This is a genomic window from Noviherbaspirillum sp. (assembly GCF_035254685.1).
Taxonomy (GTDB): Bacteria; Pseudomonadota; Gammaproteobacteria; order Burkholderiales; family Burkholderiaceae_D; genus Noviherbaspirillum.
Genome location: NZ_DATFAI010000020.1, coordinates 143,431 through 166,545 on the forward strand (window position 1 = coordinate 143,431; position 23,115 = coordinate 166,545).

Sequence of the window (23,115 nt, forward strand, 5' to 3'; positions counted from 1 at the left end):
ATACTGCTGTCAACTGCATGCAAAACGGATTCAGGCAGCCTCACGAGATGTGACGCGCACCCCGTCTCGTAACTCGTTGCCGGGGTAGCGCACCACCTTCGCGCCTGCGCTGATGCCGGAGAGGACCTGCGCCTCGTCCTGGTTGCGCTGGCCGACCTGCACGCGGCGCTCATGCGCGCGTCCGCTCTCCACGGTGAAGACATGCCATTCTTCGCCGACACGAAACAGACTGCTCGCCGGCAGCTTCGTGACCTTGTCCGCCTGCCACACCACGATCCGCGCCTCGACCCGGTAGCCATCGCCCAATGGGCCGAGCGGATCGACCGGATCCGCGACGATATTGACGCGTTGCTCTTCTACGCCGAGCGATGAAATCTTGGTGAAGGCGACCGGCTCGACGAGGCGAACGCGCGCGCGGAGGGTTTTTCCGCCGCCCCAGCCCTCCAGCAGCATGGTGTCGCCCTGCTTGACTTTCACGGCATCCGTGGAAAGTACGTCCACCACGATTTCGTAACGCGTCGGGTCTCCGATCGTGACGAGCGGCGCACCGGCATTGACGGTGTGTTCGCTCTTTTCATGCACCTTCAGGATGTAGCCATCCACCGGCGAGCTTAGCAGCAGCTCGCGCTTTCCGCCGCGTGCATCGCGTGCATCTGCGAGCAAGGCCGCTTCAGCCGCCTTGACGTCGGCAGCAGCGGCCTGCTGGCGCGATATTGCCGCATTCCATTCAGCCCGGCTGGTCCTTTCGGCGGTTGCCGCTTTTTCCACTGCCTGCGGCGAGACGAAATTGTCGCGGACCAGGCGTTCGACACGCGCGCGCTCGCTGATCGCAAACTCCATATCCGTTTTCGCGCGCCCCGCGCGCAAGCTGGCCTCACGTTCCAGCGCCTTCGCCGCGTCGAGGCGGGCGAGGGCTTCGCGTCGCTGCCGCTCATCCATCGGCAAGGGACTGAGCACCGCAACCTCCGCGCCGCGCGCGACCGGATCGCCGTCATGCAGGGCGATCCGCGCAATCTCCGCGGCGACCGGTGCGGCGATCACATACTTGTCGTGGACGCGGACCTGTCCCTGGTTGTTGACCGTCACCTGCAGCGGGCCGGATTCGACCGCCGCCATTTCGACGGAAACCGGGGTCGGTGCAAACAGATACCAGGCGGCCAGCGCAAGCGCGGCGATCCCGAGCGCACCCAGAAACCAGCTGCGGCGCCGCCCGGCAGCAACCCGGGAAGTCGCGGTTTCCTGTTGCTTGTTCATGGTTTCCTTATTCACGTGTCTTGAGCACTTCAATCAGATCCAGTTTGTGCACCTTGCGCCAGACGAGATAGCCCGATGCCGCGGCGGACAGCAGCACGACGCCGATCGAGAACAGGTAAGTACGCGTGCTGATCACGAGCGGAATGCGGAACAGGTCCTGGCTCAGCAGTTCCGACAGCAAGGCTGCCAACCCGTAGCCGAGCAGGCAGCCGAACGGAATCGCGGCAAGCGTCAACAGGCCTTGCTCACCGAGCAGCATGCGCGCGACTTCCGCCCGGGTAAAGCCGAGTATGCGCAGGCTTGCCAGCTCGACCGCGCGTTCCGACAAGGCAATGCGGGCCGAATTGTAGACCACGCCGACGGCGATCACGCAGGCGAAGGCCACGATCACGATCGTGTTCATGCGCATGTTTTCCGCAATGGTGGAAAGGAAGCTTTGCAGCGTCGCTTCCCGCAGGTTGATGCTGCGCACGGCGGGAACGGATTTCAGTGCGTGATACAAGGTTGCGCGCTGCTGCGGATCGACCGCGACGAAGGCGCCGGTCATGGTTTCAGGCTCTTCCATCGCTTTTGCCAGCGCAGCATTGTCCATGTAGGCAAACATGCCGATCGGCTCGTCCACGATGCGTGCCACGGTCAGCAGAAGTGTCCTGCGCTGTCTCGCCATCGACTCGACCGTCAGCTTGTCCCCCTGGACAGCGCCGAGCGTTTCGGCGAGCTTCTTCGACAGCACCATGCCTTCCTGCGGCAGGTCGATCGGACGCTCGTTTTCGTCCAGCACCATGCGCAACTGGCGTGAGTGGCCGAGACCGAAGAGTACCGCCTTCTTGAAGCGATGCCTGAAACGTATCTTGACCGGAACGTCGTTGTAAGGCTCGACGCGCAGCACGCCGGGCAGGGAGGCGACCGCGTGGACGGCCGACATGTCGCGCACTTCGTTGAATGCCAGCGTCACGTCATCGCGTTGCGCGGTACGGAACTGGATGCGGATGATTTCATCCAGGGCATCGAAGGTGTACTGCCCGACGATCAGGAGCGAGACGGCAAGCGACAGCCCGAGTATCGACAACAATGCCTTGGCTGGGGTGCGCTCCAGGCTGCGCATGATGACGCGCACCGCCAGCGGCATGAAACGCTGCAGGCCGAGCCGCTCCAGCGGACCTGGCCGGAAATGCGCCGGCGCCTCGGGCCGCATCGCCTCCGCCGGCGCCATCCTGACCACGCGCGCCACGGCAACGGCGGCGCCGATGAAGGCCGATAATGCCGTCACCAGCAGCGAGACACTGATGGCGAAACCGGACAGCACGAAGTCCATGCGCGGAAAATGGTAGAAGCGCGCATACAGGTCGGCCAGGCCGTTGCCCAGCCATTCGCCCAGCGCGATGCCAAGAATGGCGCCGATCATCACAGTGAGCAGCGCGAACTTCAGGAAGTGTGCGGCGACCGCCATGCTGCTGTAGCCGAAGCTCTTGAGCAGGGCGATCTGCGCGCGCTGCAGCGAGGTGATGCGCAGCAGGACATTGTGTATCAGGAAAGCAGCAACACCGAGGAAAATGCCGGGGATGATGCTGCCGCTCACGCGCACTTGCGTCAGTTCGCTATCGATGAAACTGTGCGAGACCTGGTCCTTGCGGCCATAGGCGCCGAGCGAGCCATAGGGGGCGAGCAGATGGTCGAGCGCGTCGATCACGCCTTGTTCGCTGGCATGCGGCGCCAGCACCACGGACAGGTCATTGAAGCTGTCGCGCATGTCCATCGCGCCGGCCAACGCTTCGCGCGCCATCCACATCACGCCGAAGCGGCGGTTGTCGGGAAAACTGGTGCCGCGGATTTCATTGACGAACTCCGGCGAGATGGCAATGCCGACGATATGCAACTGTTCCTTGCGGCCATTGATGATGGCGCCCAGCGTGTCGCCGGGCTGCAGATTGTTGGCCTGCGAGAAGGCTTCGCTGATGAGCGCTTCATACAGGCTGCCGGCTTCCGGAAGGCGGCCGGTGCGTAGGTGGACTCGGTTCAGTCCGGTGCCGGGCCGCTCCGGAAGCGAGACCAGCAGGCCTGCGGCGGGTTCGTCCAGGCCGGGCACATCGAGCGATGCGTCGAATACCACGCGCCCGTCGGTTTCGTTGACGCCGGGAATTTCGCGCACCCGCGCCAACAGCGTCACCGGCGCATTCTTCAGCGTGGCAAAAACATCCGCAAAACGATAATGCTCGTAATACGAGGCCTGCGCCGTCAGCAGCGCTTCGTAGGAGCCGCGCATGGTGACCAGCGTGGCGATACCGCACATCGCCACCAGCGCAATCGCGAGCGCCTGGCCGCGCATGCGCCAGAGGTCGCGTAGCAGCTTGCGATCCATCGGATGCAGGGCAAGTTTCACCATTCGATCTCCGCCGGTGAAACACGGTTCTTGTTGAATTCGACCCGCGTGATATGGCCGCTGCTGATGTAGATGATCCGGTGCGCCATGCGGGCAATGGCCGCATTGTGCGTGATCACGGCGACCGTGGTGCCGAGTTCGCGGTTGATGCGGCTGAGCACCTCCAGCACGAGTTTCCCGGTCTGGAAATCGAGTGCGCCGGTCGGCTCGTCGCACAGGAGGATATCGGGCTGCTTGGCAATCGCGCGGGCGATGGCGACACGCTGCTGCTCGCCGCCAGACATCTGGGCGGGGAAATGGTCGATCCTGTCGCCAAGGCCGACCATCGTCAATGCCTCGACCGGATCCATCGGACTCTCGCTGATCTCGGTGACGAGCTGCACGTTTTCCAGCGCGGTCAGGCTTGGAATGAGGTTGTAGAACTGGAACACAAAGCCGACATGTTCGCGCCGGAACAGCGTGAGGGCAGCATCGCCTGCATGCGTGAGGTCATGGTCGAGGTAGCGGATGGTGCCGGCGGTCGGCGTGTCCATGCCGCCGAGGATGTTCAGCAGGGTCGACTTGCCGCTGCCGGAGGCGCCAAGCAGCACGACGAATTCGCCTTCGTAGAGATCGAGATCGACGTCCTTCAATGCTGCCACCTGGACCTCGCCCATCAGGTAGGTCCTCGCGACGCCGCGCAGGATGAATACAGGCCTGCCTGCGGCAGGCGGCGAGGGCGGAGCTGCATCTTGCGCTGCTGACGTCAGAGGCGCAGGCATGAATTAGGTCGCGGAGTGTGATGCGCACTACCGTAATCGGTGTGTGCCAAATTTTTATTGATCCAGGTCAACGGCCTTCGAATGCGATGAGAGCTGATGTGTGTGACACGATTTGGAACAGTTCACCCTGCAAACCTGCGCCAGAACGGAACATCCGGTTTGTCCCATACTGTAACGCGCAGAACCGCATTCCTCCAGGATAAGCGCGCCGTCATGGCGCAAACCCAGTATTCACGCGGGTTTCAGGGCGGTATGGCATCGGCTGGCACGTCCATTGCGCAATGTCATGCGTGCCTGGAATTCTCCAGGTGTCAAACAGTGCGAACCATCACATCTTTTAGGAGGAAGACATGAACCTTGCCGATATCAGCAAACTCGGAATCAAGAACCCGTACAAGCAACGTTACGACAACTTCATCGGCGGCAAGTTTGTGGCACCGACCGGCGGCAACTACTTCGAAAACATCAGCCCGATTATTGGCCAGCCGTTCTGCGAAGTCGCACGTTCGACGGCAGAAGACATCGAGCTCGCGCTCGACGCCGCGCATGACGCGAAGAAGGCATGGGGCAAGACCTCGCTGACCGACCGCGCCAATATCCTGAACAAGATCGCCGATCGCATGGAAGCGAACCTGCAGGTGCTCGCCACCGCCGAAACGATCGACAACGGCAAGCCGATCCGCGAAACGATGGCTGCCGACATCCCGCTGGCGATCGACCATTTCCGTTATTTCGCCGGCTGCATCCGCGCACAGGAAGGCACCGTCGCACAGATCGACTCGGAAACCTACGCATACCACTTCCATGAGCCGCTGGGCGTCGTCGGCCAGATCATTCCGTGGAACTTCCCGATCCTGATGGCAGCATGGAAGGTCGCTCCGGCACTGGCCGCCGGCAACTGCATCGTGCTCAAGCCCGCGGAACAAACTCCGGTATCGATCCTGGTCCTGATGGAACTGATCCAGGACCTGCTGCCGCCTGGCGTGCTCAACGTCGTTAACGGTTTCGGCCTGGAAGCCGGCAAGCCGCTGGCCAGCAACAAGCGCATCGCCAAGATCGCCTTCACTGGCGAAACCGGCACCGGCCGCCTGATCATGCAATACGCTGCACAGAACATCATCCCCGTCACGCTGGAACTCGGCGGCAAGTCGCCCAACATCTTCTTCGCCGACGTGATGGACAAGGATGACGACTACTTCGACAAGTGCCTCGAAGGCTTCGCCATGTTCGCCCTGAACCAGGGTGAGGTCTGCACCTGCCCGTCGCGCGTGCTGGTCCAGGAATCGATCTACGAGAAGTTCATCGAGCGTGCCGTCAAGCGCGTCGCTGCCATCAAGCAGGGCAACCCGCTGGACAGCTCGACCATGATCGGCGCCCAGGCATCGCAGGAACAGATGGAAAAGATTCTGTCCTACCTCGACATCGGTCGCCAGGAAGGCGCGAAGGTGCTGATCGGCGGCGAGCAGAACAAGCTGGGCGGCGACCTCGCCGGCGGCTACTACGTCAAGCCGACCATCTTCGCCGGCAACAACAAGATGCGCATCTTCCAGGAGGAGATCTTCGGGCCGGTGGTTTCGGTCACGACCTTCAAGGACGAAGAAGAGGCACTGTCGATCGCCAACGACACGCTGTACGGTCTCGGCGCAGGTCTCTGGACGCGTGACGGCTCGCGCGCCTTCCGCATGGGCCGCAGCATCCAGGCTGGCCGCGTGTGGACCAACTGCTATCACCTGTATCCGGCACACGCTGCGTTCGGTGGCTACAAGCAGTCCGGTATCGGCCGCGAAACGCACAAGATGATGCTTGAGCACTATCAGCAAACCAAGAACCTGCTGGTGAGCTACAGCCCGAAGGCGCTCGGCTTCTTCTGAGCTGAGCCCTGAGGCAACAAGGCGGACGGGATCCGTCCGCCTTGTGTTGTTGATTCATCCCTGTATTAGGAGCACACATGCAGCAAGCGGCCATTTCTCGCGTTGTCGCCACCGAAGCCGCCATCGAGTTCATCAACGCGCTGCGTGAAAAGCACGGTCCGCTGATGTTCTTCCAGTCAGGCGGCTGTTGCGACGGCAGCGCGCCGATGTGCTACGCACTGGGCGAGTTCAACGTGAGTGAATCGGACGTCTTCCTCGGAACGATCGCGGAGTCGCCGTTTTACATTGGAAGCGAGCAGTTCGAGTACTGGAAACACACTCAGCTCATCATTGATGTGGTGGATGGGATGGGTGGCATGTTCTCGCTCGATAACGGCACTGGAAAGCGTTTCTTTACCCGCTCCAGGCTCTTTACCGACATGGAGTGGGAAGGCTTGCAGGAGTAGTCCCGCAGACCAGGGTGGCGTGTACCATGCGCATGATCCGGCGCGGCGTTCATTGCGGGATGGCGTCGTGATCATTCGTGCGCATGGCGCACGCTACCCATCTCATTCACGTTCCGTAGTCTTGTAGCGTGCGCTCTGCGCACGGCCCCGCATTCCGCAAGACCATGCGCAGGATCAGCGCACTTTCCTAGACCCGTCCGTTCAGCTTCCGGTAGATCGTGTTGCGCGACACGCCCAGCGCCTTGGCTGCCGCCGACACATTGCCATCGTGATCCGCCAGTGTCTTGCGGATCAGCGATACCTCGGCATCTGCGAGCCGGCCGCTGCCCGGCAGCGCCGTCTCGACGACCTCGCAGACTTCTCCCACATCCTCGAGAAAATCATCCGGCATGTGTTCACGCCGGATCTCGCGATCGTCACCCGCCATCACGATGGCGGTGCGCAGCAGGTTGGTGAGCTGGCGGAAATTGCCCGGCCAGTTATGCTGCCTGAACATCTCCATGATCTCCGGCGACACGGCGTATTGTTCGCCGTTCGATTCGACCGCCAGCAGCTTGTGCACCACGACTTCGAGATCGGTTCTTTCGCGCAGCGGCGGCAGTTTCACGACCAGCCCGTTGAGGCGATAGTAGAGGTCTTCGCGGAACGCATTCTTGGCGATCTGGTCGCGCAGGTTGCGGTTGGTCGCGCAGATCACGGCGACGTTCACAGGAATCGATTTGGTGCTGCCCAGCGGCGTCACCACGCGTTCCTGCAGCACGCGCAGCAGGCGCGCCTGCAGGCTGAGCGGCATGTCGCCGATTTCGTCGAGGAACAGCGAGCCGCCGTTGGCTTGCAGGATCTTGCCGACGCTGCCTTTCTTGCGCGCGCCGGTAAATGCACCGTCTTCATAACCGAACAGTTCCGATTCGATCAGCGTCTCCGGAATCGAGGCGCAGTTGACCGCCACGAACGGCCCGCCGGCGCGCGGGGAGTCGTTGTGAATGGCCTGCGCCAGCAGTTCCTTGCCGGTGCCGGTTTCGCCCATGATCAGGATCGGGATGTCGCGCCCGATCACCTTGCCCACCTTCTCGATGACGTTCGCAATCTGCGGATCGCCGGTGTTCAGGTAGTGCAGGCTCGACAGGCGGCGCGGCTGCTGCGCCTCGACGGGACGCCGCGCATGCTCGGGCGCGGGCTGCGGCGAGGGCGCAGTGTTCTGGAAAAAGCTGTTCGACAGCCGCAGTTCGGCACGGCCGTACACGCGCACGCCGCTGTGCAGGCACATGCTCAGCAGACCGGGCGATGCGGTGCGGTAGTGGTCGAACAATGCCGACACCGGAATGCCGAACAGCGAACTGAAGGTATGCGCCTTCAACGCTGCTAGCGAGAGGCCGAGCTGGAACAGGCCGCTGCGGTTGGCGGAGAGGAAGCGGCCGCCTGGCGTGAACGAGGCAATGCCTTCCATCAGCGTGCCGATGAATTCGGGGCGGCTGTGGAAGTGCAGAGTAATGGCATCCTGGAACGCTGCCGAGAACAGCTGGTTCTCGATCATCTGCGCCGACATGCGCACGATGGCCATCGTATGCTTGTGGAAGCTGTGCTGGTCACCGCTCACGTCGAGCACGCCGAGCACCTTTCCTTCGTGGTCGAAGATGGGTGCGGCGGAGCAGGTCAGGAAATGGTTCGCCTTCAGATAGTGCTGGTCCGCGTGCACGAGCGCCGGCGCGCGTTCCGCGATGGCGGTGCCGACGGCGTTGGTGCCCATGCTTTGCTCCGACCACGCGGCGCCCGGCCGCAACGCGACGCGGTTGGCCTTCTCGAGAAAATCGGCATCGCCGATCGAGTGCATGACCAGGCCGTTGGCGTCGGTCAGCACGACCATGCTGTGCGTGTTGACGATTTGCTCGTAGAGCGTTTCCATCACCGGCAGCGCATAAGCGTGCAGGATGCGGTTCTGCTCTACCACTTGCTCCAGGTCTGCGCGCCCGATCGGACTGAAGTCCGGCTTGGCGTTGCAGGTAAGGCCGTAAGCTGCCGAGCGCTGGTGCGAGTTCTCAATCATGTCAGAGAAAAAACTGGCAGGATTCGTGCCATGTCCACTGACTTGTTTCGAGGGCAGGCCGGCGCCGGCCGGGTAGACAAGTTGCTGCCTGTTACCCGCGTGCGGATCATTCGAATACGCTTTCATGATGTCTCCACCAACGTCAATCTTCAGGGATTGATTCTGTCTGAGTGATTCTGTATCGCAAACCAGTGTAGCACCATGGGAAGGGAGATGATTGTCCCATTTTGACACAGCGCACACGCTGCATTTTTGCCATTTTGAACAGGCTTCCTGCGATGGTGTAAACCGGCAATGCGGATTTGACCTGCGCTGGGGTGCAACGTATGATCGGAGAAATTAAAACGGTCGTTCGGTTCCGCTCGTTGATGGCGTTGCCGAACAGGCATCGCGCTGCTGTCACGGCGCGAACATGAGGAGCAACGAGGATTCATGACGATGAATGCAAACACGACGGATCGCGCGGGCTTTTCGGCCGCACGTCTTGAAACCATCACCCGCTGCATCCAGGCCGATGTCGATGCGAAACTGATTCCCGGCGCGGTCATGCTGGTCTCGCGCAATGGCCGCATCGAGTACGAAAAGGCGATCGGCGTGCAGGACCCGTCCACTGGTGTGCCGATGACGCTGGACACCATCTTCCGCATCTATTCCATGACGAAGCCGATCGTGTCGGTTGGTGTGATGATGCTGGTCGAGCAGGGCAGGCTGCTGCTGAGCGATCCCGTTTCCATGCACATTCCGGAGCTGAAGGAACTGAAAGTCGGTATGGAAACGACCGACGCGCGGGGCCAGCGTAGACTGGAGTTGGTGCCGACGGTCATGCCAATGACGGTGCAGGACCTGTTGCGCCACACCTCCGGGCTCACCTACGGCATCTTCGGCGATTCGCTGGTCAAGGAGGAATACCGCAATTCGGGGCTGGGCAGCGCACGCGCGACCAGCGACGAGTTCATCCGCACGCTGGCGCAATTGCCGCTCGCTTACCAGCCTGGCACCGTGTGGGAGTACAGCCATGCGACCGATGTGCTCGGTGTGCTGCTGGAGCGCCTGTCGGGCATGTCGCTCGACGCGTTCCTCGCCGAGCGTATCCTGAAGCCGCTCGGCATGAACGAAACCGGCTTCTGGGTCGAGCCGGCGCAGCATCATCGCATCGCGGAAGCCTTCCCGATCGATCCTGTCACTGGCGTGTCGGTCAAGCTCAACCAGCCGCGCCGGCGTCCGAATTTTCTCTCGGGCGGCGGCGGCATGATGTCGACCCTGCACGACTACTTCCGCTTTGCGCGCATGCTGCAGAACGAGGGAGAGCTGGATGGCGTGCGCATCCTGTCGCGCAAGATGCTGCGCTACATGGCAAGCGACCATCTTTCCGAACTGCCGCTGGCAAAAACCGGTGCCAGCTATCTACCCGGGCCGGGTTATGGTTTCGGCCTCGGTTTTGCGGTGCGCACCAGCGAAGGCGGCGCGTTCATGCCGGGGTCGGTGGGCGACTTCACCTGGAGCGGCCTGGCCGGCACCTATTTCTGGGTCGATCCAAAGGAGAATCTTCTCGCGATCTATCTGATGCAGGCGCCCGAGCAGCGCAACCACTATCGCCAGCTGTTCCGCAACCTGGTGTACGCGGCCATCGAATAGGCGCGTTTCCTGGCATCAAGCCGCGGCAGCATGAACCAGATCATGACGAGTGCCGTGCGGGCAATGGCATAATGGAATTCTCCCACTTGCCGCAAGCCGGAGCCGTACATGAACGATCAAGTTGCCTTGGCGAACCAGATGGCGCTGATCGCCGCGCTTGCAGACAGGTTGTCGAAGCAGTCGCCGCGCTTCGCGATGTTCGAAACCCATATCTCCTGCATTCTCGTCACCAGCGATTACGCCTACAAATTCAAGAAGGCGGTCCGCTTCGACTTCCTCGATTTTTCCACGCTGGAGGCGCGCCATTTCTTCTGCCGTGAAGAGGTGCGGCTGAATAGCCGTCTCGCTCCCGACATCTATCTCGACGCGGTGGCGGTCACGACGCAGGATGGCGTGCCGGTGATCGGCGGAGAAGGCGCTCCGTTGGAATATGCCGTCAGGATGCGCGCCTTCGAGCAGGAGGCATTGTGGGATTACCGCCTACAGAACAATCTGCTGGGCCGCGACGAAATCGATGCGCTGGCCGTGCTGCTCGCGCGCTTTCATCAAGAGGCCGCGATTGCTCCCGCGTCCAGCCCCTTTGCCATCCAGGCTGCGCTCGATGCGGTGTCGCACGAAACGCTGCACCAGATCGCCACCTCCGCGCTGGACGCGCAGGACAGGGCGCTTGTCGAACAACTCCTGGCATGGGATGCGCGGCAGCGCGCCGAGCTGGCATCGATATTTTTGGAACGCAAGGCGCAGGGCATGATCCGCGAATGCCACGGCGATCTCCACAGCGGCAATATCCTCACGCATGACGGGCAGGTCGAAGCATTCGACTGCATCGAATTCAATGACAGCCTGCGCTGGATCGATGTGATGAACGACGTCGCCTTCGTCTGCATGGACCTGCGCTTTCGCCGGCAGCCGGAACTGGCTGCGCGTTTCCTGAATGCCTACCTCGAACGTACCGGCGACTACGGCGGCCTCGGCGTGATGCGTTACTACGAAGTGCATCGCGCTCTGATCCGCTCCAAGGTGGCGCTGCTGCGCGCGGCACAGGACGATGTCACAGGTACCGAACTCGAACGTTGCCGGCAGCAGGGCAAGGCCTATCTCGCATTCGCCGCACAGCGCCTCCGCTCCTCGCCGCCTGCGCTCATGATCATGCACGGCTTTTCCGGCTGCGGAAAATCCACTGTCGCGCGGCAGCTGGTCGAGGCATTCGACGCGATCCAGCTGCGTTCCGACGTTGAACGCAAGCGGATGCGCGGCCTTGCCGCCACGATGCGCGGCGCTGCCAGCCTGTATGGAGCGGACGTGACGCGCGAGACCTACGATGTGCTCGCAAGGCTGGCTGAACAGGTCATTCGATCGGGGTATCGCGTCATCGTCGATGCCACCTTCCTGCAGCGGGAGCAGCGCGTACGCTTCCGGCGGCTCGCGGAAGAACTGAAAGTGCTGTTCTTGATCCTGGATATCCGGGCTTCGGAAGCAGGCATGCGCGCGCGCATCACCGATCGTATGCGCCAGGATCGGGATGCATCCGACGCGGGGCTGGCAGTGCTGGAGTCGCAGCTGACCAGCCATGAACCGCTGCTGCCGGAGGAATGCCGGCAGATGATTGTGGTGGACACCGAAACGGGGCAGCTGGATACGGCGTGCGACCGTATCGGCATGGCACTGGCGATGCAAGAAACAGCATCACGTTAAGCATGACCTTAAGCATGACGTCATGCATGACGTTTTACGCCGGTCGTGCGCTTCCTCGCCATGTCGAGCGCCGCGACGCAGGCAAGGCCTGCGCGGAAACTCCGCGCAGCCTCAACGGATGACAGTAACCGGTACCGGCGAGCTGGCGATTACCTTTTGCGTGACACTGCCCGCAAACAACCTGCTCAATCCCTTGCGTCCGTGCGTGCCCATGAAAATCGCATCGCAATGCAAACGTTGTGCGGTGTCGACGATTTCCTCGTGCGGATTCTCCGACTGCGCCACGATCGTTTCGCAAGGCACGCCGGCAGCGGTGGCCGCGGTCGCGATCATGGAAACGTGTCCCTTGGCGACTTCGAGCGACCTCTGCTCGAAGGCTTCCGAACCACCGATATAGGCACTCTCGGCAATTGGCGAAAAGGGATAGGGCTCTGCGACCGCAAGGCCGATCACCTTGCCGTCAACCTGCCGCGCGAAATCGATTGCAGTTTTGATCGCCCGTTCGGAGTTGGCCGAGCCATCCGTGGGAACAAGAATCGTCTTGAACATGGTTTTCTCCCTTCACTGACGAAGCACTGGCGGGTGTCCTCTCGCTACGATACACCCGGTACAAATCAGGGGGTATCCGGCTTTTCTTGACTCAAGTCAAACCGGGGGTGGCAAAGGAGAAGCTGCGCGCTTCAACCCGCTTGAACGCACACTGAATTTACCTAAAATGACCTTAAGTCAGTCATGGATTATGTTGAACCGGGCTTTGCGCGAGCCCGGCCACTGCGAAAGCAATCATGTTCAAGAAAATCCTCGTGCCCACCGACGGATCGCCGCTGTCGGACAAGGCCATCAATGCCGCGGTCGAATTCGCCAAGGCTTACGGCGGCAGCCTTGTCGGCATCTGCGTCAGCGAACCGTATCCGCTCTCGCCGCTGTCGGAAATGAATTTCTCCGACGAGCGCGACGCCTACGAAGAACGCTCGCGCCAGGTCGCTGGGAAGAACGTCGAAAAGATCGTCGCTGCTGCCAGCGCGGCAGGCGTGAAGTGCGAAACGCTGGTCGCGGAATCCTTCGCGCCGCATGAAGAGATCATCAAGGCTGCAAACAGGCTCAATTGCGATGTGATCTTCATGGCGTCGCACGGACGCAAGGGACTGAGCAAGCTCTTTCTCGGTAGCGAGACGCAGAAAGTGCTCGTCAACTCGGCCATCCCGGTCCTGGTTTTCCGCTGAGACACATGATGCTGAAATCAACTGGCCTGGCGCAAGCAGGCGACTGCGCCAGCCGATCCTGAAAACCTGCGCGGGAGGAATTGCCGGAATCGCAGCAGGTGCATAAAACCGGAGCGAAGCACTCCGGTCCATCATCGAAGAGAGAAGGAGCAAAACATGTTCAAACATATTCTGTTACCGACTGATGGTTCCGAAGCATCGGAAAATGCGATCAAGAAGTGCATCCAGTTCGCCAAGGATACCGGCGCAAAGATCACCGGCTTTCATGTGACTCCGGAGTTTCATGTGATCGCTTATCAGACTGAAATGCTGGAGGACACGAAGGAAGAATTCATGCAGGCCAGCAAGGTCCACGCCGCGACCTATCTGGCGTCGATTGAAAATGCGGCGCGCGAAGCGGGCGTGCCTTGCTCGGTCACGTACACGTCCAGCGATCATCCTTTCGAAGCGATCATCGAAGCGGCGAAGGAACATCATTGCGACCTGATTGCAATGGCGTCGCACGGAAGGAAGGGAGTGAAGGGAGTCTTGATGGGCAGCGAGACGCACAAGGTGCTGACGCACAGCCAGATACCTGTGCTCGTTTATCGGTAGCTTGTTTAAGGGGGCGCGTGAAAAAGGATGCAAATCGAAGACGCAATCGCACCCGAGGAATCGGGTATCTGCACCATAGAACATCTTGCAAAGGCTTCCGGACTTTCGCTGGCGGAAGTCCAGGAACTTATCGATACCGGCGTCATTGTGCCGCTGGATCAGCTGGTCGAGCCGGCACGTTTCCACAAGCAGTATGTGGTGACCGCCTTGACCGCGCGCCGTCTGCGCGACGACTTCGAACTGGACCGCCGGGGCGTTGCCGTCGCGCTCATGCTGCTGCAACGGATCGATGCGCTCGAGAATGAATTGCGTGCCCTGAAAGCCAGGCACTAGACCTGACGTGTTTTTGCAACATCTTTGGCTGCCTGAAAATTGGGCAGTGTCGATGCATGTCTGCAAACTGGGCAGTGTGCACGTGCACCGCATCACGGTGCGTAGATCGTAAATTGCACTGCGCTACAAGGCCGGAATGCGGCTCGTCTGCACTCGGCACGGATGCCTGTTAACAAACTGCAAACTTCGTTGCAAGAGATATCCTCCCTGCTTCAGCTTGGGGCTGCCCAGATTCCGGACATGCGCACCGGCGTATCGTCATTAGTCTGACCGAAACCGCATTGCTTCCATTACACTCTTTCTGCTGGGGTGTATGGCTAGGGAACTTCAGTCTTGATACACAACTATTCGACCGGATGCAGTCATGTCCGGCAGACAGGTTCCCGACGCCGAGTTAAACGGATCGGGGGACAAGGCAATGAATCTGCGTACGGTGAAGATCGGTGCGAGGCTGGCAATCGGCTTCGGCATCATTCTCGTGCTGGTCGTTTGCGTGCTGCTTGCGGACATCGTGATCAGCGCCAACGGAAGAAAAACGCAAAACGAAGGACTGAAGCACGCCAGCGCAAAATCCGCCGTCGCCGGCGCCATGCGCAGCGCGGTGCTCGAAGGCGGGATTGCGATGCGCAACGTCGGGCTGCAGTACAGCACGCCGGACATGTTGCGCGAAGAGGCAAAGGCGAAAGCGCAGCGGCAGCGTTTTACGGAAGCGGAACAGAAACTGCTCTCGCTGGGCCTGACTGCCGAGGAAAAGGCGATCGTCGCCCGCATCGATGAGCTGAACAAGAAGACCGATGCTCCGTTCGCGGAAGCCATCCAGCGCGTCAAGGATTATGCGAACGAATCGGCGGGCAAGCTGATCTCTACGCAGATTGATTCTCTCAACCATCAAGCCATCGCGGAAATCGACAAGCTCGTCGGCATGCAGCAGAAGGCGATCGACCAGTTGCTGACGGATTCGGAAGCCGCTGGCCGCCGGCTGACCTTCCTCCTGCTGGCGATGGGCGTCGTCACCTTGATCACCGGCGCCGCGCTGTCGGTGGTCACGACGCGCAGCATCACAGGTCCGTTGCAGGACGCGGTCGGGCTGGCCAAGCGTGTCGCCGCAGGCAAGCTCGGCACGCCGGTCACGATCAGCGGCAAGGACGAAACCAGCGAATTGCTGCACGCGCTGCGCGACATGGATGAAAGCCTGTCGCAGATCGTGCGCCAGGTCCGGATCGGCACCGACCAGATCGGCAACGCCTCCGGCGAGATCTCTTCGGGCAATGCCGACCTGTCGGCGCGCACCGAATCGCAGGCCAGCGCGCTGGAGGAAACCGCCTCGTCCATGGAGCAGTTGACCGGTACCGTGCGTCACAACGCGGAGAATGCGCAACAGGCGAACCAACTCGTGCAGTCGGCATCCGATTCTGCGACCAAGGGCGGCGTCGTGGTCGGGCAGGTGGTGGAGACGATGGGTTCGATCAAGGACAGTTCGCGCAAGATCGTCGACATCATCGGCGTCATCGACGGCATTGCCTTCCAGACCAACATCCTCGCGCTCAACGCCGCCGTGGAAGCAGCGCGGGCCGGCGAACAGGGCCGCGGCTTCGCCGTGGTCGCCGCGGAAGTGCGCAACCTTGCACAGCGCTCCGCCAGCGCCGCGAAAGAAATCAAGGACCTGATCAGCGATTCGGTGCGGAAGGTCGAAAGCGGCAACGCGCTGGTGGACGACGCCGGCCGGCAGATGGAAGAAATCGTCGCCGCGGTCAAGCATGTGGCGGACATCATGAACGAGATCACCGAAGCGAGCCAGGAGCAGAGCGTCGGCATCGAAGAGGTCAACCGCGCCATTGCGACCATGGACGAGATGACACAGCATAATGCGGCACTGGTGGAACAGGCCGCTGCTGCTGCCGCCGCGATGCAGTCACAGGCATCAGAACTGGCGCAGACCGTCGCCGCGTTTGAGCTTGGTGCAGGAAGTCAGCCGGCACGGCCGCAAATAGCGAGCCCGGACAACGCGCGCCTGAAGCAGACGGCGCTGCTGGCTATCGCAGAGCCAGCGAAGAAGATGCTTGTGCACCATGGATAGGATATCCACGGAAAACACGGAAGACACAGAAAGAAATCCAGGAATTTTTTTCGTGTTTTTCGTGTTTTCCGTGGACGATATCAATCGACGTTGATCCGAACCCGACGCTAGCGCAGGCGCGCGGGACTCAATTCCTCCGCACGCACGCCGAAGTCGAGTATCCGCTGCGGGATCGATACTCCGCGCAGCATCGCTGCATACGTCTCGCCCGCCGCTGCCGAGGACTGGATGCCGTAGCCACCCTGGCCTGCGGCCCAGAAAAATCCGGGAACGGCCGGATCGAATCCGGCGACGAAACTTCCATCGGGCACAAAGGAACGCAGGCCCGCCCAGACATGTTTCGGCCGGCGGATCGACAGCGTCGTCATCGTTTCGATGCGGTCGATGGCGAGCGCGACGTCCATTTCCTCTGCCTGCACATCATGCGGTTCGACCGGATCGGCGTTGGCGGGAGAACCTAGCAGCATGCCTGCGTCGGGCTTCACATAGTAGGACTCGTCCGCGCCGATGAACATCGGCCACGCGCTCACGTCGAGGCCTTCCGGAGGCGCGAAGGTGAACGCCGAACGCCGCATCGGCACCAGGCCGGACGGCACTGCACCTGCCAGCGCGCCGACCACATCGCACCAGGCCCCGGCCGCATTCACCACCACCGGCGCTTCAAAGGTCTGGCCGCCGGCTGTCACGCGCCAGATGCCGTTCACGCGCTCCATTGCCGTCACAGACGCATCACACACTACGGAACCGCCTGCCGCACGGATGCCGCGCAGGTAGCCCTGGTGCAGCGCATGCACGTCGATGTCCGCTGCGTCCGGTTCGAGCACGGCGCCGAGCACGCGCTCGCGCCGCAACACCGGAACGAGTTCGCACGCGCCGGCGGAATCAAGGCGCTGCACGTGCTCCGATACCGACCTGACGGCGGCTTCATGCTGGTCGAGCAGGTCCGATTGTCCTTCGGTGGCGACCATCAGCGCGCCACGCGGGGAAAGGATGGGATGGTCGGTGAAGCCCGCTGGAGGATGATCGAAAAATGCGCGGCTGGCGCAGGTGAGGGCGCGTACCTGCGGCGGACCATAGCTTTCATAGAACAGGGCGGCGGAACGGCCGGTGCTGTGGTATCCCGGCTGCGCTTCACGCTCGAGCATGATGACTTTCGCATGAGGTGCCAGCCAATATCCAATCGATGCTCCCGCGATGCCCGCACCAATGATCAGGTAGTCGCACTTCATTTCATTGCTTGCCACGTGGATCCTCCGATTGTTCTGGAAGGCCCTATTATCCGTCGGCCCTGTGGGCTGCGTGTATTGATCCCCGGAAATGTGTGGGGGATTCTTCGACGATAATTTCTATTTCAGAAAAAATGCATTGTCAGGAACGCTGTTTATTGATAGCGACGTGGTCTATACACTGTGCTTCATCGATGAGCACACAAGAAAAAGCTGCGACTCACCGAGCTGGTTCAGACGGATCACCGATTCCTTTACCGCCGGACAGCACTGGATAGTCAATCAACCAACTTGTTTCTGGAGAATGAAAATGAATGCCACCAAAATGATCGCCGCCGCTGCTGTATTCGCCCTCACCGGTTCCGCTTTTGCGCAGGGCAACAGCGAAGTTGTCGATTTCAGCAGCTTTGTCTCGACCAAATCCCGTGCAGAAGTCCAGGCCGAACTGGCGCAGGCTTATACGCAAGGCCAGCTCGCGGGGAACCAGGAGTATGTGCAGTTCACGAAGGTCGCGTCCACGGCGCCGCGTTCACTGGTGCGTGCCAGCATTGCCGCTTCGCAGGGCGCTGTCGGCAGCAGCCCGGAATATGTCGAATTCACGAACGTTGCATCAACCAGGACCCGCGCCGATGTGCGCAACGAAGTGTTGCAGGCCGCGAAGAATTCGCATGAAGTGACCGGCAGCTGATCAATCCGCACGACAGCTCCTTCTCGCAAAAAGACCTGCCGCAAACAAGGCCAGCCGCAGAAGCGGCTGGCCTTGTTGCCGTGAGGCTGACATGAGTTTCATTCGACCTTCTCGCATTCGCGGCCGACCGCCTCGCGGATGATTTCCGCCAGCCGGCGCGTGCCCGGTCCAGCGGCATCGGGATCCGCCAGCACGAGGTAGAGTTCCGCGAAGCGTTCGCCGCCGTCGCGCATCGGCAGCGGCTTCAGGCAGCCGTCTCGCAGTTCGTTGCGGATTTTCTCTTCAGGGAACCACGCAAAGCCATAACCCATGCGCACCGCTTCAATGGATGTCGCACTGTGGCTCACTGTCCAGCGTTGCGTGGTGTCCACCGGCAAGATGCGCGTGCTGCGCCTCGTGCCGGATTCACGCACCACAAGATGACGCTCCTTGCGCAAATCTTCGATCGTGATTTCGCGCCCGAGCTGATGCAGGGGATGCGACGGGCTCGCAACCGGAATGAAGCGCATGCGCAGGAGCGGCATGCCGAGAAAGCCGGAGGGCACGATACTCGCGATCGCCAGGTCGGCCTGGCCCTGCAACAATGCTTCGCCGGTGCCGCCCAGCACCGACTCGATCAGCTCGATGCGGGTGTGCGGACTCTCCTTGCCGAGCCGGTCGAAACATTCCAGCAGCAGCCACGTCGGGAAGATGATTTCCGCCGCAATCCGTATTTCCGCTTCCCAGCCGGCCGAGAGCCGCTTCGCCGCACGTTCCAGCGCGCTCGAATCCTCCAGCAGCGCGCGGGCGCGCCGGTACAGGAACTGCCCGGTCGGCGTCAGGATCGCCTTGCGACCCTGGATCTCGAAGGCCTTCACGCCGAGCAGGGATTCGATTTTCTGCACGGCATAGGTCACCGATGACTGGCTCTTGTGCAGTACCTCGGCAGCCTGCGCATAGCCTCCGATATCGACCACCATGATCAAGGTCCGCCATTGCTCCAGCGTGATGTATTGATTTTCCATTATCGGATGAATAGATGAATATGGTCTAAATATTCTACTTTTTTATCTATCCAGTAAATAGTTTAATGGAGACTCATGATCAACCCGAGGAGAAACACAATGAAAACCCTGCTTCAGATTAATGCCAGCATGTTTTCCGAAAACGGCCAGTCGAGCCGCCTGTCCAACCGGTTCGTTGCCGAATGGCAGTCCGCCCATCCGGATGGAAAGGTGATCGCGCGCGATCTCGGCACCGATCCCGTGCCGCACCTGACCGCGCAACGCTTTGGCGCCTTCCTCGCCAAGCCCGAGGAACGCAGTGCCGAGCAGCAGGACGTGGTCGCGTTTTCCGATGCGCTGATCGATGAACTCCGGCGCGCGGACACCATCGTGATCGGGCTGCCGATGTACAACTTCGGCAGCCCGTCCGCCCTGAAAGCTTACTTCGATCACATCGCACGTGCCGGTGTGACCTTCAAATATACCGACAAGGGCGCGGTCGGCCTGTTGTCCGGGAAGAAGGTTTATGTGTTCGCGACGCGCGGCGGATCGTATGTCGGCACCCCGCTGGATACGCAGACTTCGTATGTGCGGGATTTCCTGCGCTTTATCGGTATTTCGGATGTCGAATTCGTTTATGCCGAGGGACTCAACTTGGGTGACGAAAGCAAACAGGCGGCATTAATGAATGCCGAAACCGCGATCAGGCTGCTCAGCGAGCCGCTGCGCGCCGCTGCATGACGCTGGATAACGGCGCATAAGCTGGCACAACGCAGTATGATCGTTTGTTATTAAAGGAAAAGCCATGAACACCACTGTCACTTCACGTACCTTGCAGCGTGTCATCGAAGGCCTCGCCACATCCGACGGCGCCGGTGTCAAATTGCGCCGCAGCCTCGGGCAGGGACAGGGCGCGCGGCTGGACCCGTTCCTGATGCTGGATGAATTCTCCTCGGACAATCCGGGCGATTACATCGCGGGTTTCCCGGCCCATCCGCATCGCGGGTTCGAAACCGTCACCTACATGCTCGACGGCCACATGCGGCACGAGGACCATCTCGGCAATGTCGGCGAGCTCAAAAACGGTGGTGTGCAATGGATGACGGCGGGGCGCGGCATCATCCACTCCGAGATGCCGCAACAGGAAGAGGGCCGCATGCGCGGCTTCCAGCTGTGGATCAACCTGCCGGCAAAGGAAAAGATGAAGCCGGCGCATTACCGCGACATTCCGCCGTCCGAGATTCCTCTGGCTTCCCTGCCAGGCGGCGGATCGGTCAAGGTGATCGCGGGCACCTTGCATCTCGACGGCCAGGACGTGCGCGGCCCGATCCAGGGCCTGAGCACCGATCCGCTGTATCTGGACGTTGCGCTGCCGCCCGGCGCCGCATTGTCGCAGGTGCTCGAGACCACGCACAATGCGTTCATTTACGTGTATGAAGGCGATGTGCAGGTCGGCAGCGAGTCGCCGCGCCTATTGAAGTCGCAGAGTGCCGGCTTCCTCTCTCCCGGCGAGCGCATCGATGTGAAGGCGGGTACGGTGGGAGCGCGCTTCCTCGTGCTGGCAGGCCGTCCGCTGCGCGAGCCGGTGGTGCAGTACGGGCCGTTCGTGATGAATACCAGCGAGGAAATCGAGCAGGCGATCATGGACTACCAGAGCGGCCGTTTCACCCAGGCTGCGACTTGAGTGGATAATGGGTGGACACGTCTTCGCGAGGATCCATCCATGACCATTTCTTCGTTGCATCTCATCAAGCCGCACGTCAAGGATCTCGGCGGCTTCACCGTCAAGCGCCTGCTGCCCAGCCTGTCGCACAAGATGGTGGGGCCGTTCATCTTCTTCGACCACATGGGACCTGCGGTATTCGGACCTGGCGAGGGGCTGGATGTGCGGCCGCATCCGCATATCGGCCTGGCAACCGTCACCTATCTGTTTGAAGGCGTCATACTGCATCGCGATTCGCTCGGTAGCGTGCAGCCCATCCATCCCGGCGACGTCAACTGGATGACGGCAGGGCGCGGCATCGTGCATTCGGAGCGCAGCCCCGATGAGGTGCGTCGCGTCGGCGGGCCGCTGCATGGCATCCAGATCTGGGTCGCCTTGCCAAAGATGCATGAAACCTTGGCGCCTTCATTCGAACATCATCCCGTCTCGACTTTGCCTGTCGTGGATCTACCTGGCGTTCAGCTGCGACTGGTCGCCGGCGCCGCCTTTGGCCATACGGCGCCTGCCACCACCTTTTCGGACATGTTCTACGCGGCACTCGAAATGATGCCGGGCAGCCGCTTCACCGTTCCTGCGGAATATCCCGAGCGGGCGGTCTACCTGGTCGACGGCGAAGCGGATGTCGAAGGTTCGGTCTTGCCCGCGCAATATATGGCTGTCCTTCCGGCCGCACAAGAATTTACAATAGAGGCAAAGACGAAGGCGCGTATCATGCTGCTGGGTGGGAAGTCGATCGATGGTGACCGTGTTATCTGGTGGAACTTCGTAGCCAGCAGCAAGGACGCGATCGAGAAGGCAAAAGAAGACTGGCGTGCGCAGCGCTTTGGCGCGGTGCCGCAGGAAACTGAATGGATTCCGCTGCCGGAAGCGCCGAAACCGCCGGAATCTTTCAGTTAAGGCAATTCACAGGATCACATCACATGAGCAAACCCGGAGACAAGAAGACGGCGACCGCCGGCTCCGACAAGATTTTCGACCACGTTGTTTCTTCCACCCTTCCGACCAAGCATGGCGAATTCCACATTCACGTGTTTCAGCCGGCCGGCGAAACGGTGGAGCACGTGGCCATGGTGAAAGGCGACGTCCGAGGCAAGGAGGCCGTGCTGGTGCGCGTGCATTCGGAATGCCTCACCGGCGATGTGCTCGGTTCGATGCGCTGCGATTGCGGCGAGCAGCTCGACGCGGCACTGAAGAAGGTGGCCGACGAAGGCAGCGGCGTCGTGGTCTACCTGCGCGGCCATGAAGGACGCGGCATCGGCCTGGCCAACAAGATCCGGGCGTACCAGTTGCAGGACCAGGGGCGCGACACGGTGGAGGCCAACCTCGACCTCGGCTTCCCGGTCGACATGCGCGATTACCAGATCGCGGCACGCATCCTCGAGCATCTCGGCGTGAAGACGATCCGCCTGATGACCAACAATCCGAAGAAGATGAAAAAATTGGCCGATTGCGGCATGCAAGTGGTCGAGCGCATCCCCGTGCTCACCGCGCACACGCCGCACAACATCGGCTATCTGCGCACCAAGCAGGAGAAGCTCGGGCACATGCTCGACTTCGATTGAGGAACACGCGCTCGACGTCAGCGCGTGCGCGGCGCATTGCGTTGCGGCTGGCCGCGGTTCGATCCCTGTCGTACCGGTTCGGACGGCGTCGAGATTTCCTCCAGCGTGTCTTCCACGCTGGCCTTGTGGCGCGCGTCGCGAGATCACCGAGCGACACAATGCCGACCAGCTCCATGTTGCGATTCACTACCGGAATGCGGCGGATCTGGGCGTCGCCCATGTGCTGCAGCGCTTCTCCGACTGTCTGATCCTCGAAGCACCAGTAAACGCCGCCGCTCATGATCTCCGCGGCGCGTATGTCCGCCGGAGCTTTTCCGGCGGGTATCGCACGCACGGCGATATCGCGGTCGGTAACGATGCCTACCAGGCGCTTGCCTTCGCAGACTGGCAGCACGCCAACGTTCCAGTCGGCCATCATTTTTGCCGCCTGCTGCACATTGTCGTCCGGCTTGATGACCGTGACGTCACGCGTCATCACCTCTGAAATTGTGATGGACACGTCAGACTCCTGTTCGTTACATCTTCGCCGCCACCGGATTGCCCGACAGCGACAGCTTGTTATTTGACTTCGGCGCTGTCGCACGGTTTCCTCACTACCGGTCTTCACGCGCGGTACACTT

At 61.1% G+C, this 23,115-nt stretch carries 21 protein-coding genes; 13 read left to right on the forward strand and 8 right to left on the reverse strand.

The features are described from left to right. Nucleotides 1-30: 30 nt before the first annotated feature. From VJ698_RS06590 to VJ698_RS06600, 3 genes are read right to left on the reverse strand one after another with little or no spacing between them, the layout of a single operon-like run. Nucleotides 31-1,254, reverse strand: a complete 1,224-nt coding sequence (locus tag VJ698_RS06590; RefSeq protein ID WP_324101923.1) for an efflux RND transporter periplasmic adaptor subunit — start codon at nucleotides 1,252-1,254, stop codon at nucleotides 31-33. A 7-nt stretch (nucleotides 1,255-1,261) separates the two neighbouring features. Beyond that, nucleotides 1,262-3,637 carry an ABC transporter permease gene (locus VJ698_RS06595; RefSeq protein WP_324101924.1) on the reverse strand — a complete coding sequence of 792 codons (2,376 nt, stop codon included), beginning with the start codon at nucleotides 3,635-3,637 and terminating at the stop codon, nucleotides 1,262-1,264. Next, nucleotides 3,631-4,395, reverse strand: coding sequence for an ABC transporter ATP-binding protein (locus VJ698_RS06600; protein ID WP_414691118.1), 765 nt, complete (start codon nucleotides 4,393-4,395; stop codon nucleotides 3,631-3,633). The genes VJ698_RS06595 and VJ698_RS06600 overlap by 7 nt, the downstream gene beginning before the upstream one ends. Before the next feature lie 350 nt (nucleotides 4,396-4,745). Here VJ698_RS06600 and adh point away from each other — a divergent pair, with 350 nt between their 5' ends. Together adh and VJ698_RS06610 are read left to right on the forward strand one after the other, a co-directional pair. After that, nucleotides 4,746-6,266 carry an aldehyde dehydrogenase gene (gene adh, locus VJ698_RS06605; RefSeq protein WP_324101925.1) on the forward strand — a complete coding sequence of 507 codons (1,521 nt, stop codon included), beginning with the start codon at nucleotides 4,746-4,748 and terminating at the stop codon, nucleotides 6,264-6,266. Between the two features lie 77 nt (nucleotides 6,267-6,343). Next, nucleotides 6,344-6,712 carry a DUF779 domain-containing protein gene (locus tag VJ698_RS06610; RefSeq protein ID WP_324101926.1) on the forward strand — a complete coding sequence of 123 codons (369 nt, stop codon included), beginning with the start codon at nucleotides 6,344-6,346 and terminating at the stop codon, nucleotides 6,710-6,712. 187 nt (nucleotides 6,713-6,899) lie between these two features. On the opposite strand, the gene VJ698_RS06615 is transcribed toward VJ698_RS06610, so the two are convergent. Continuing rightward, complete coding sequence (locus tag VJ698_RS06615) at nucleotides 6,900-8,756, reverse strand: sigma-54-dependent Fis family transcriptional regulator (RefSeq protein ID WP_324102190.1); 1,857 nt, start codon at nucleotides 8,754-8,756, stop codon at nucleotides 6,900-6,902. 432 nt (nucleotides 8,757-9,188) lie between these two features. Here VJ698_RS06615 and VJ698_RS06620 point away from each other — a divergent pair, with 432 nt between their 5' ends. Continuing rightward, the gene (locus VJ698_RS06620) at nucleotides 9,189-10,391 is read left to right on the forward strand and encodes a serine hydrolase domain-containing protein (RefSeq protein WP_324101927.1); all 1,203 of its coding nucleotides are present in this window, start codon (nucleotides 9,189-9,191) and stop codon (nucleotides 10,389-10,391) included. Nucleotides 10,392-10,499: 108 nt separating this feature from the next. Further along, entirely contained in the window at nucleotides 10,500-12,086 is a 1,587-nt protein-coding gene (locus tag VJ698_RS06625; RefSeq protein WP_324101928.1) for an AAA family ATPase, read from the forward strand. Nucleotides 12,087-12,197: 111 nt separating this feature from the next. On the opposite strand, the gene VJ698_RS06630 is transcribed toward VJ698_RS06625, so the two are convergent. Continuing rightward, nucleotides 12,198-12,635, reverse strand: a complete 438-nt coding sequence (locus VJ698_RS06630) for a universal stress protein (protein ID WP_324101929.1) — start codon at nucleotides 12,633-12,635, stop codon at nucleotides 12,198-12,200. Nucleotides 12,636-12,871: 236 nt separating this feature from the next. Here VJ698_RS06630 and VJ698_RS06635 point away from each other — a divergent pair, with 236 nt between their 5' ends. The 4 genes from VJ698_RS06635 (at nucleotide 12,872) to VJ698_RS06650 (ending at nucleotide 16,313) form a co-directional block, all read left to right on the forward strand. Continuing rightward, a complete protein-coding gene (locus VJ698_RS06635; RefSeq protein ID WP_324101930.1) occupies nucleotides 12,872-13,309 on the forward strand; it encodes a universal stress protein in 438 nt (145 codons plus the stop codon). A 156-nt stretch (nucleotides 13,310-13,465) separates the two neighbouring features. Continuing rightward, nucleotides 13,466-13,903, forward strand: coding sequence for a universal stress protein (locus VJ698_RS06640; RefSeq protein WP_324101931.1), 438 nt, complete (start codon nucleotides 13,466-13,468; stop codon nucleotides 13,901-13,903). Nucleotides 13,904-13,930: 27 nt separating this feature from the next. Then, nucleotides 13,931-14,236, forward strand: a complete 306-nt coding sequence (locus VJ698_RS06645; RefSeq protein ID WP_324101932.1) for a chaperone modulator CbpM — start codon at nucleotides 13,931-13,933, stop codon at nucleotides 14,234-14,236. Between the two features lie 364 nt (nucleotides 14,237-14,600). Then, complete coding sequence (locus VJ698_RS06650) at nucleotides 14,601-16,313, forward strand: methyl-accepting chemotaxis protein (RefSeq protein WP_324101933.1); 1,713 nt, start codon at nucleotides 14,601-14,603, stop codon at nucleotides 16,311-16,313. Nucleotides 16,314-16,420: 107 nt separating this feature from the next. Here VJ698_RS06650 and VJ698_RS06655 read toward each other — a convergent pair whose 3' ends face one another. Continuing rightward, the gene (locus VJ698_RS06655; protein WP_324102191.1) at nucleotides 16,421-17,542 is read right to left on the reverse strand and encodes an FAD-binding oxidoreductase; all 1,122 of its coding nucleotides are present in this window, start codon (nucleotides 17,540-17,542) and stop codon (nucleotides 16,421-16,423) included. Between the two features lie 88 nt (nucleotides 17,543-17,630). On the opposite strand from VJ698_RS06655, the gene VJ698_RS06660 reads away from it, so the two are divergent. Continuing rightward, on the forward strand, nucleotides 17,631-18,227 hold the full coding sequence (locus VJ698_RS06660) for a DUF4148 domain-containing protein (RefSeq protein WP_324101934.1): 597 nt from the start codon (nucleotides 17,631-17,633) through the stop codon (nucleotides 18,225-18,227). 98 nt (nucleotides 18,228-18,325) lie between these two features. On the opposite strand, the gene VJ698_RS06665 is transcribed toward VJ698_RS06660, so the two are convergent. Continuing rightward, nucleotides 18,326-19,231 carry a LysR family transcriptional regulator gene (locus VJ698_RS06665; protein ID WP_324101935.1) on the reverse strand — a complete coding sequence of 302 codons (906 nt, stop codon included), beginning with the start codon at nucleotides 19,229-19,231 and terminating at the stop codon, nucleotides 18,326-18,328. 99 nt (nucleotides 19,232-19,330) lie between these two features. Here VJ698_RS06665 and VJ698_RS06670 point away from each other — a divergent pair, with 99 nt between their 5' ends. The 4 genes from VJ698_RS06670 (at nucleotide 19,331) to ribA (ending at nucleotide 22,495) form a co-directional block, all read left to right on the forward strand. Continuing rightward, nucleotides 19,331-19,951, forward strand: a complete 621-nt coding sequence (locus VJ698_RS06670) for an FMN-dependent NADH-azoreductase (RefSeq protein WP_324101936.1) — start codon at nucleotides 19,331-19,333, stop codon at nucleotides 19,949-19,951. Nucleotides 19,952-20,015: 64 nt separating this feature from the next. Further along, nucleotides 20,016-20,894, forward strand: coding sequence for a pirin family protein (locus VJ698_RS06675; RefSeq protein ID WP_324101937.1), 879 nt, complete (start codon nucleotides 20,016-20,018; stop codon nucleotides 20,892-20,894). A 39-nt stretch (nucleotides 20,895-20,933) separates the two neighbouring features. Next, nucleotides 20,934-21,830, forward strand: a complete 897-nt coding sequence (locus VJ698_RS06680; RefSeq protein WP_324101938.1) for a pirin family protein — start codon at nucleotides 20,934-20,936, stop codon at nucleotides 21,828-21,830. Between the two features lie 23 nt (nucleotides 21,831-21,853). Then, nucleotides 21,854-22,495 carry a GTP cyclohydrolase II gene (gene ribA, locus VJ698_RS06685; RefSeq protein WP_324101939.1) on the forward strand — a complete coding sequence of 214 codons (642 nt, stop codon included), beginning with the start codon at nucleotides 21,854-21,856 and terminating at the stop codon, nucleotides 22,493-22,495. Here ribA and VJ698_RS06690 read toward each other — a convergent pair. Then, the gene (locus VJ698_RS06690) at nucleotides 22,416-22,994 is read right to left on the reverse strand and encodes a CBS domain-containing protein (RefSeq protein WP_324101940.1); all 579 of its coding nucleotides are present in this window, start codon (nucleotides 22,992-22,994) and stop codon (nucleotides 22,416-22,418) included. The genes ribA and VJ698_RS06690 overlap by 80 nt on opposite strands. Nucleotides 22,995-23,115: the final 121 nt, after the last annotated feature.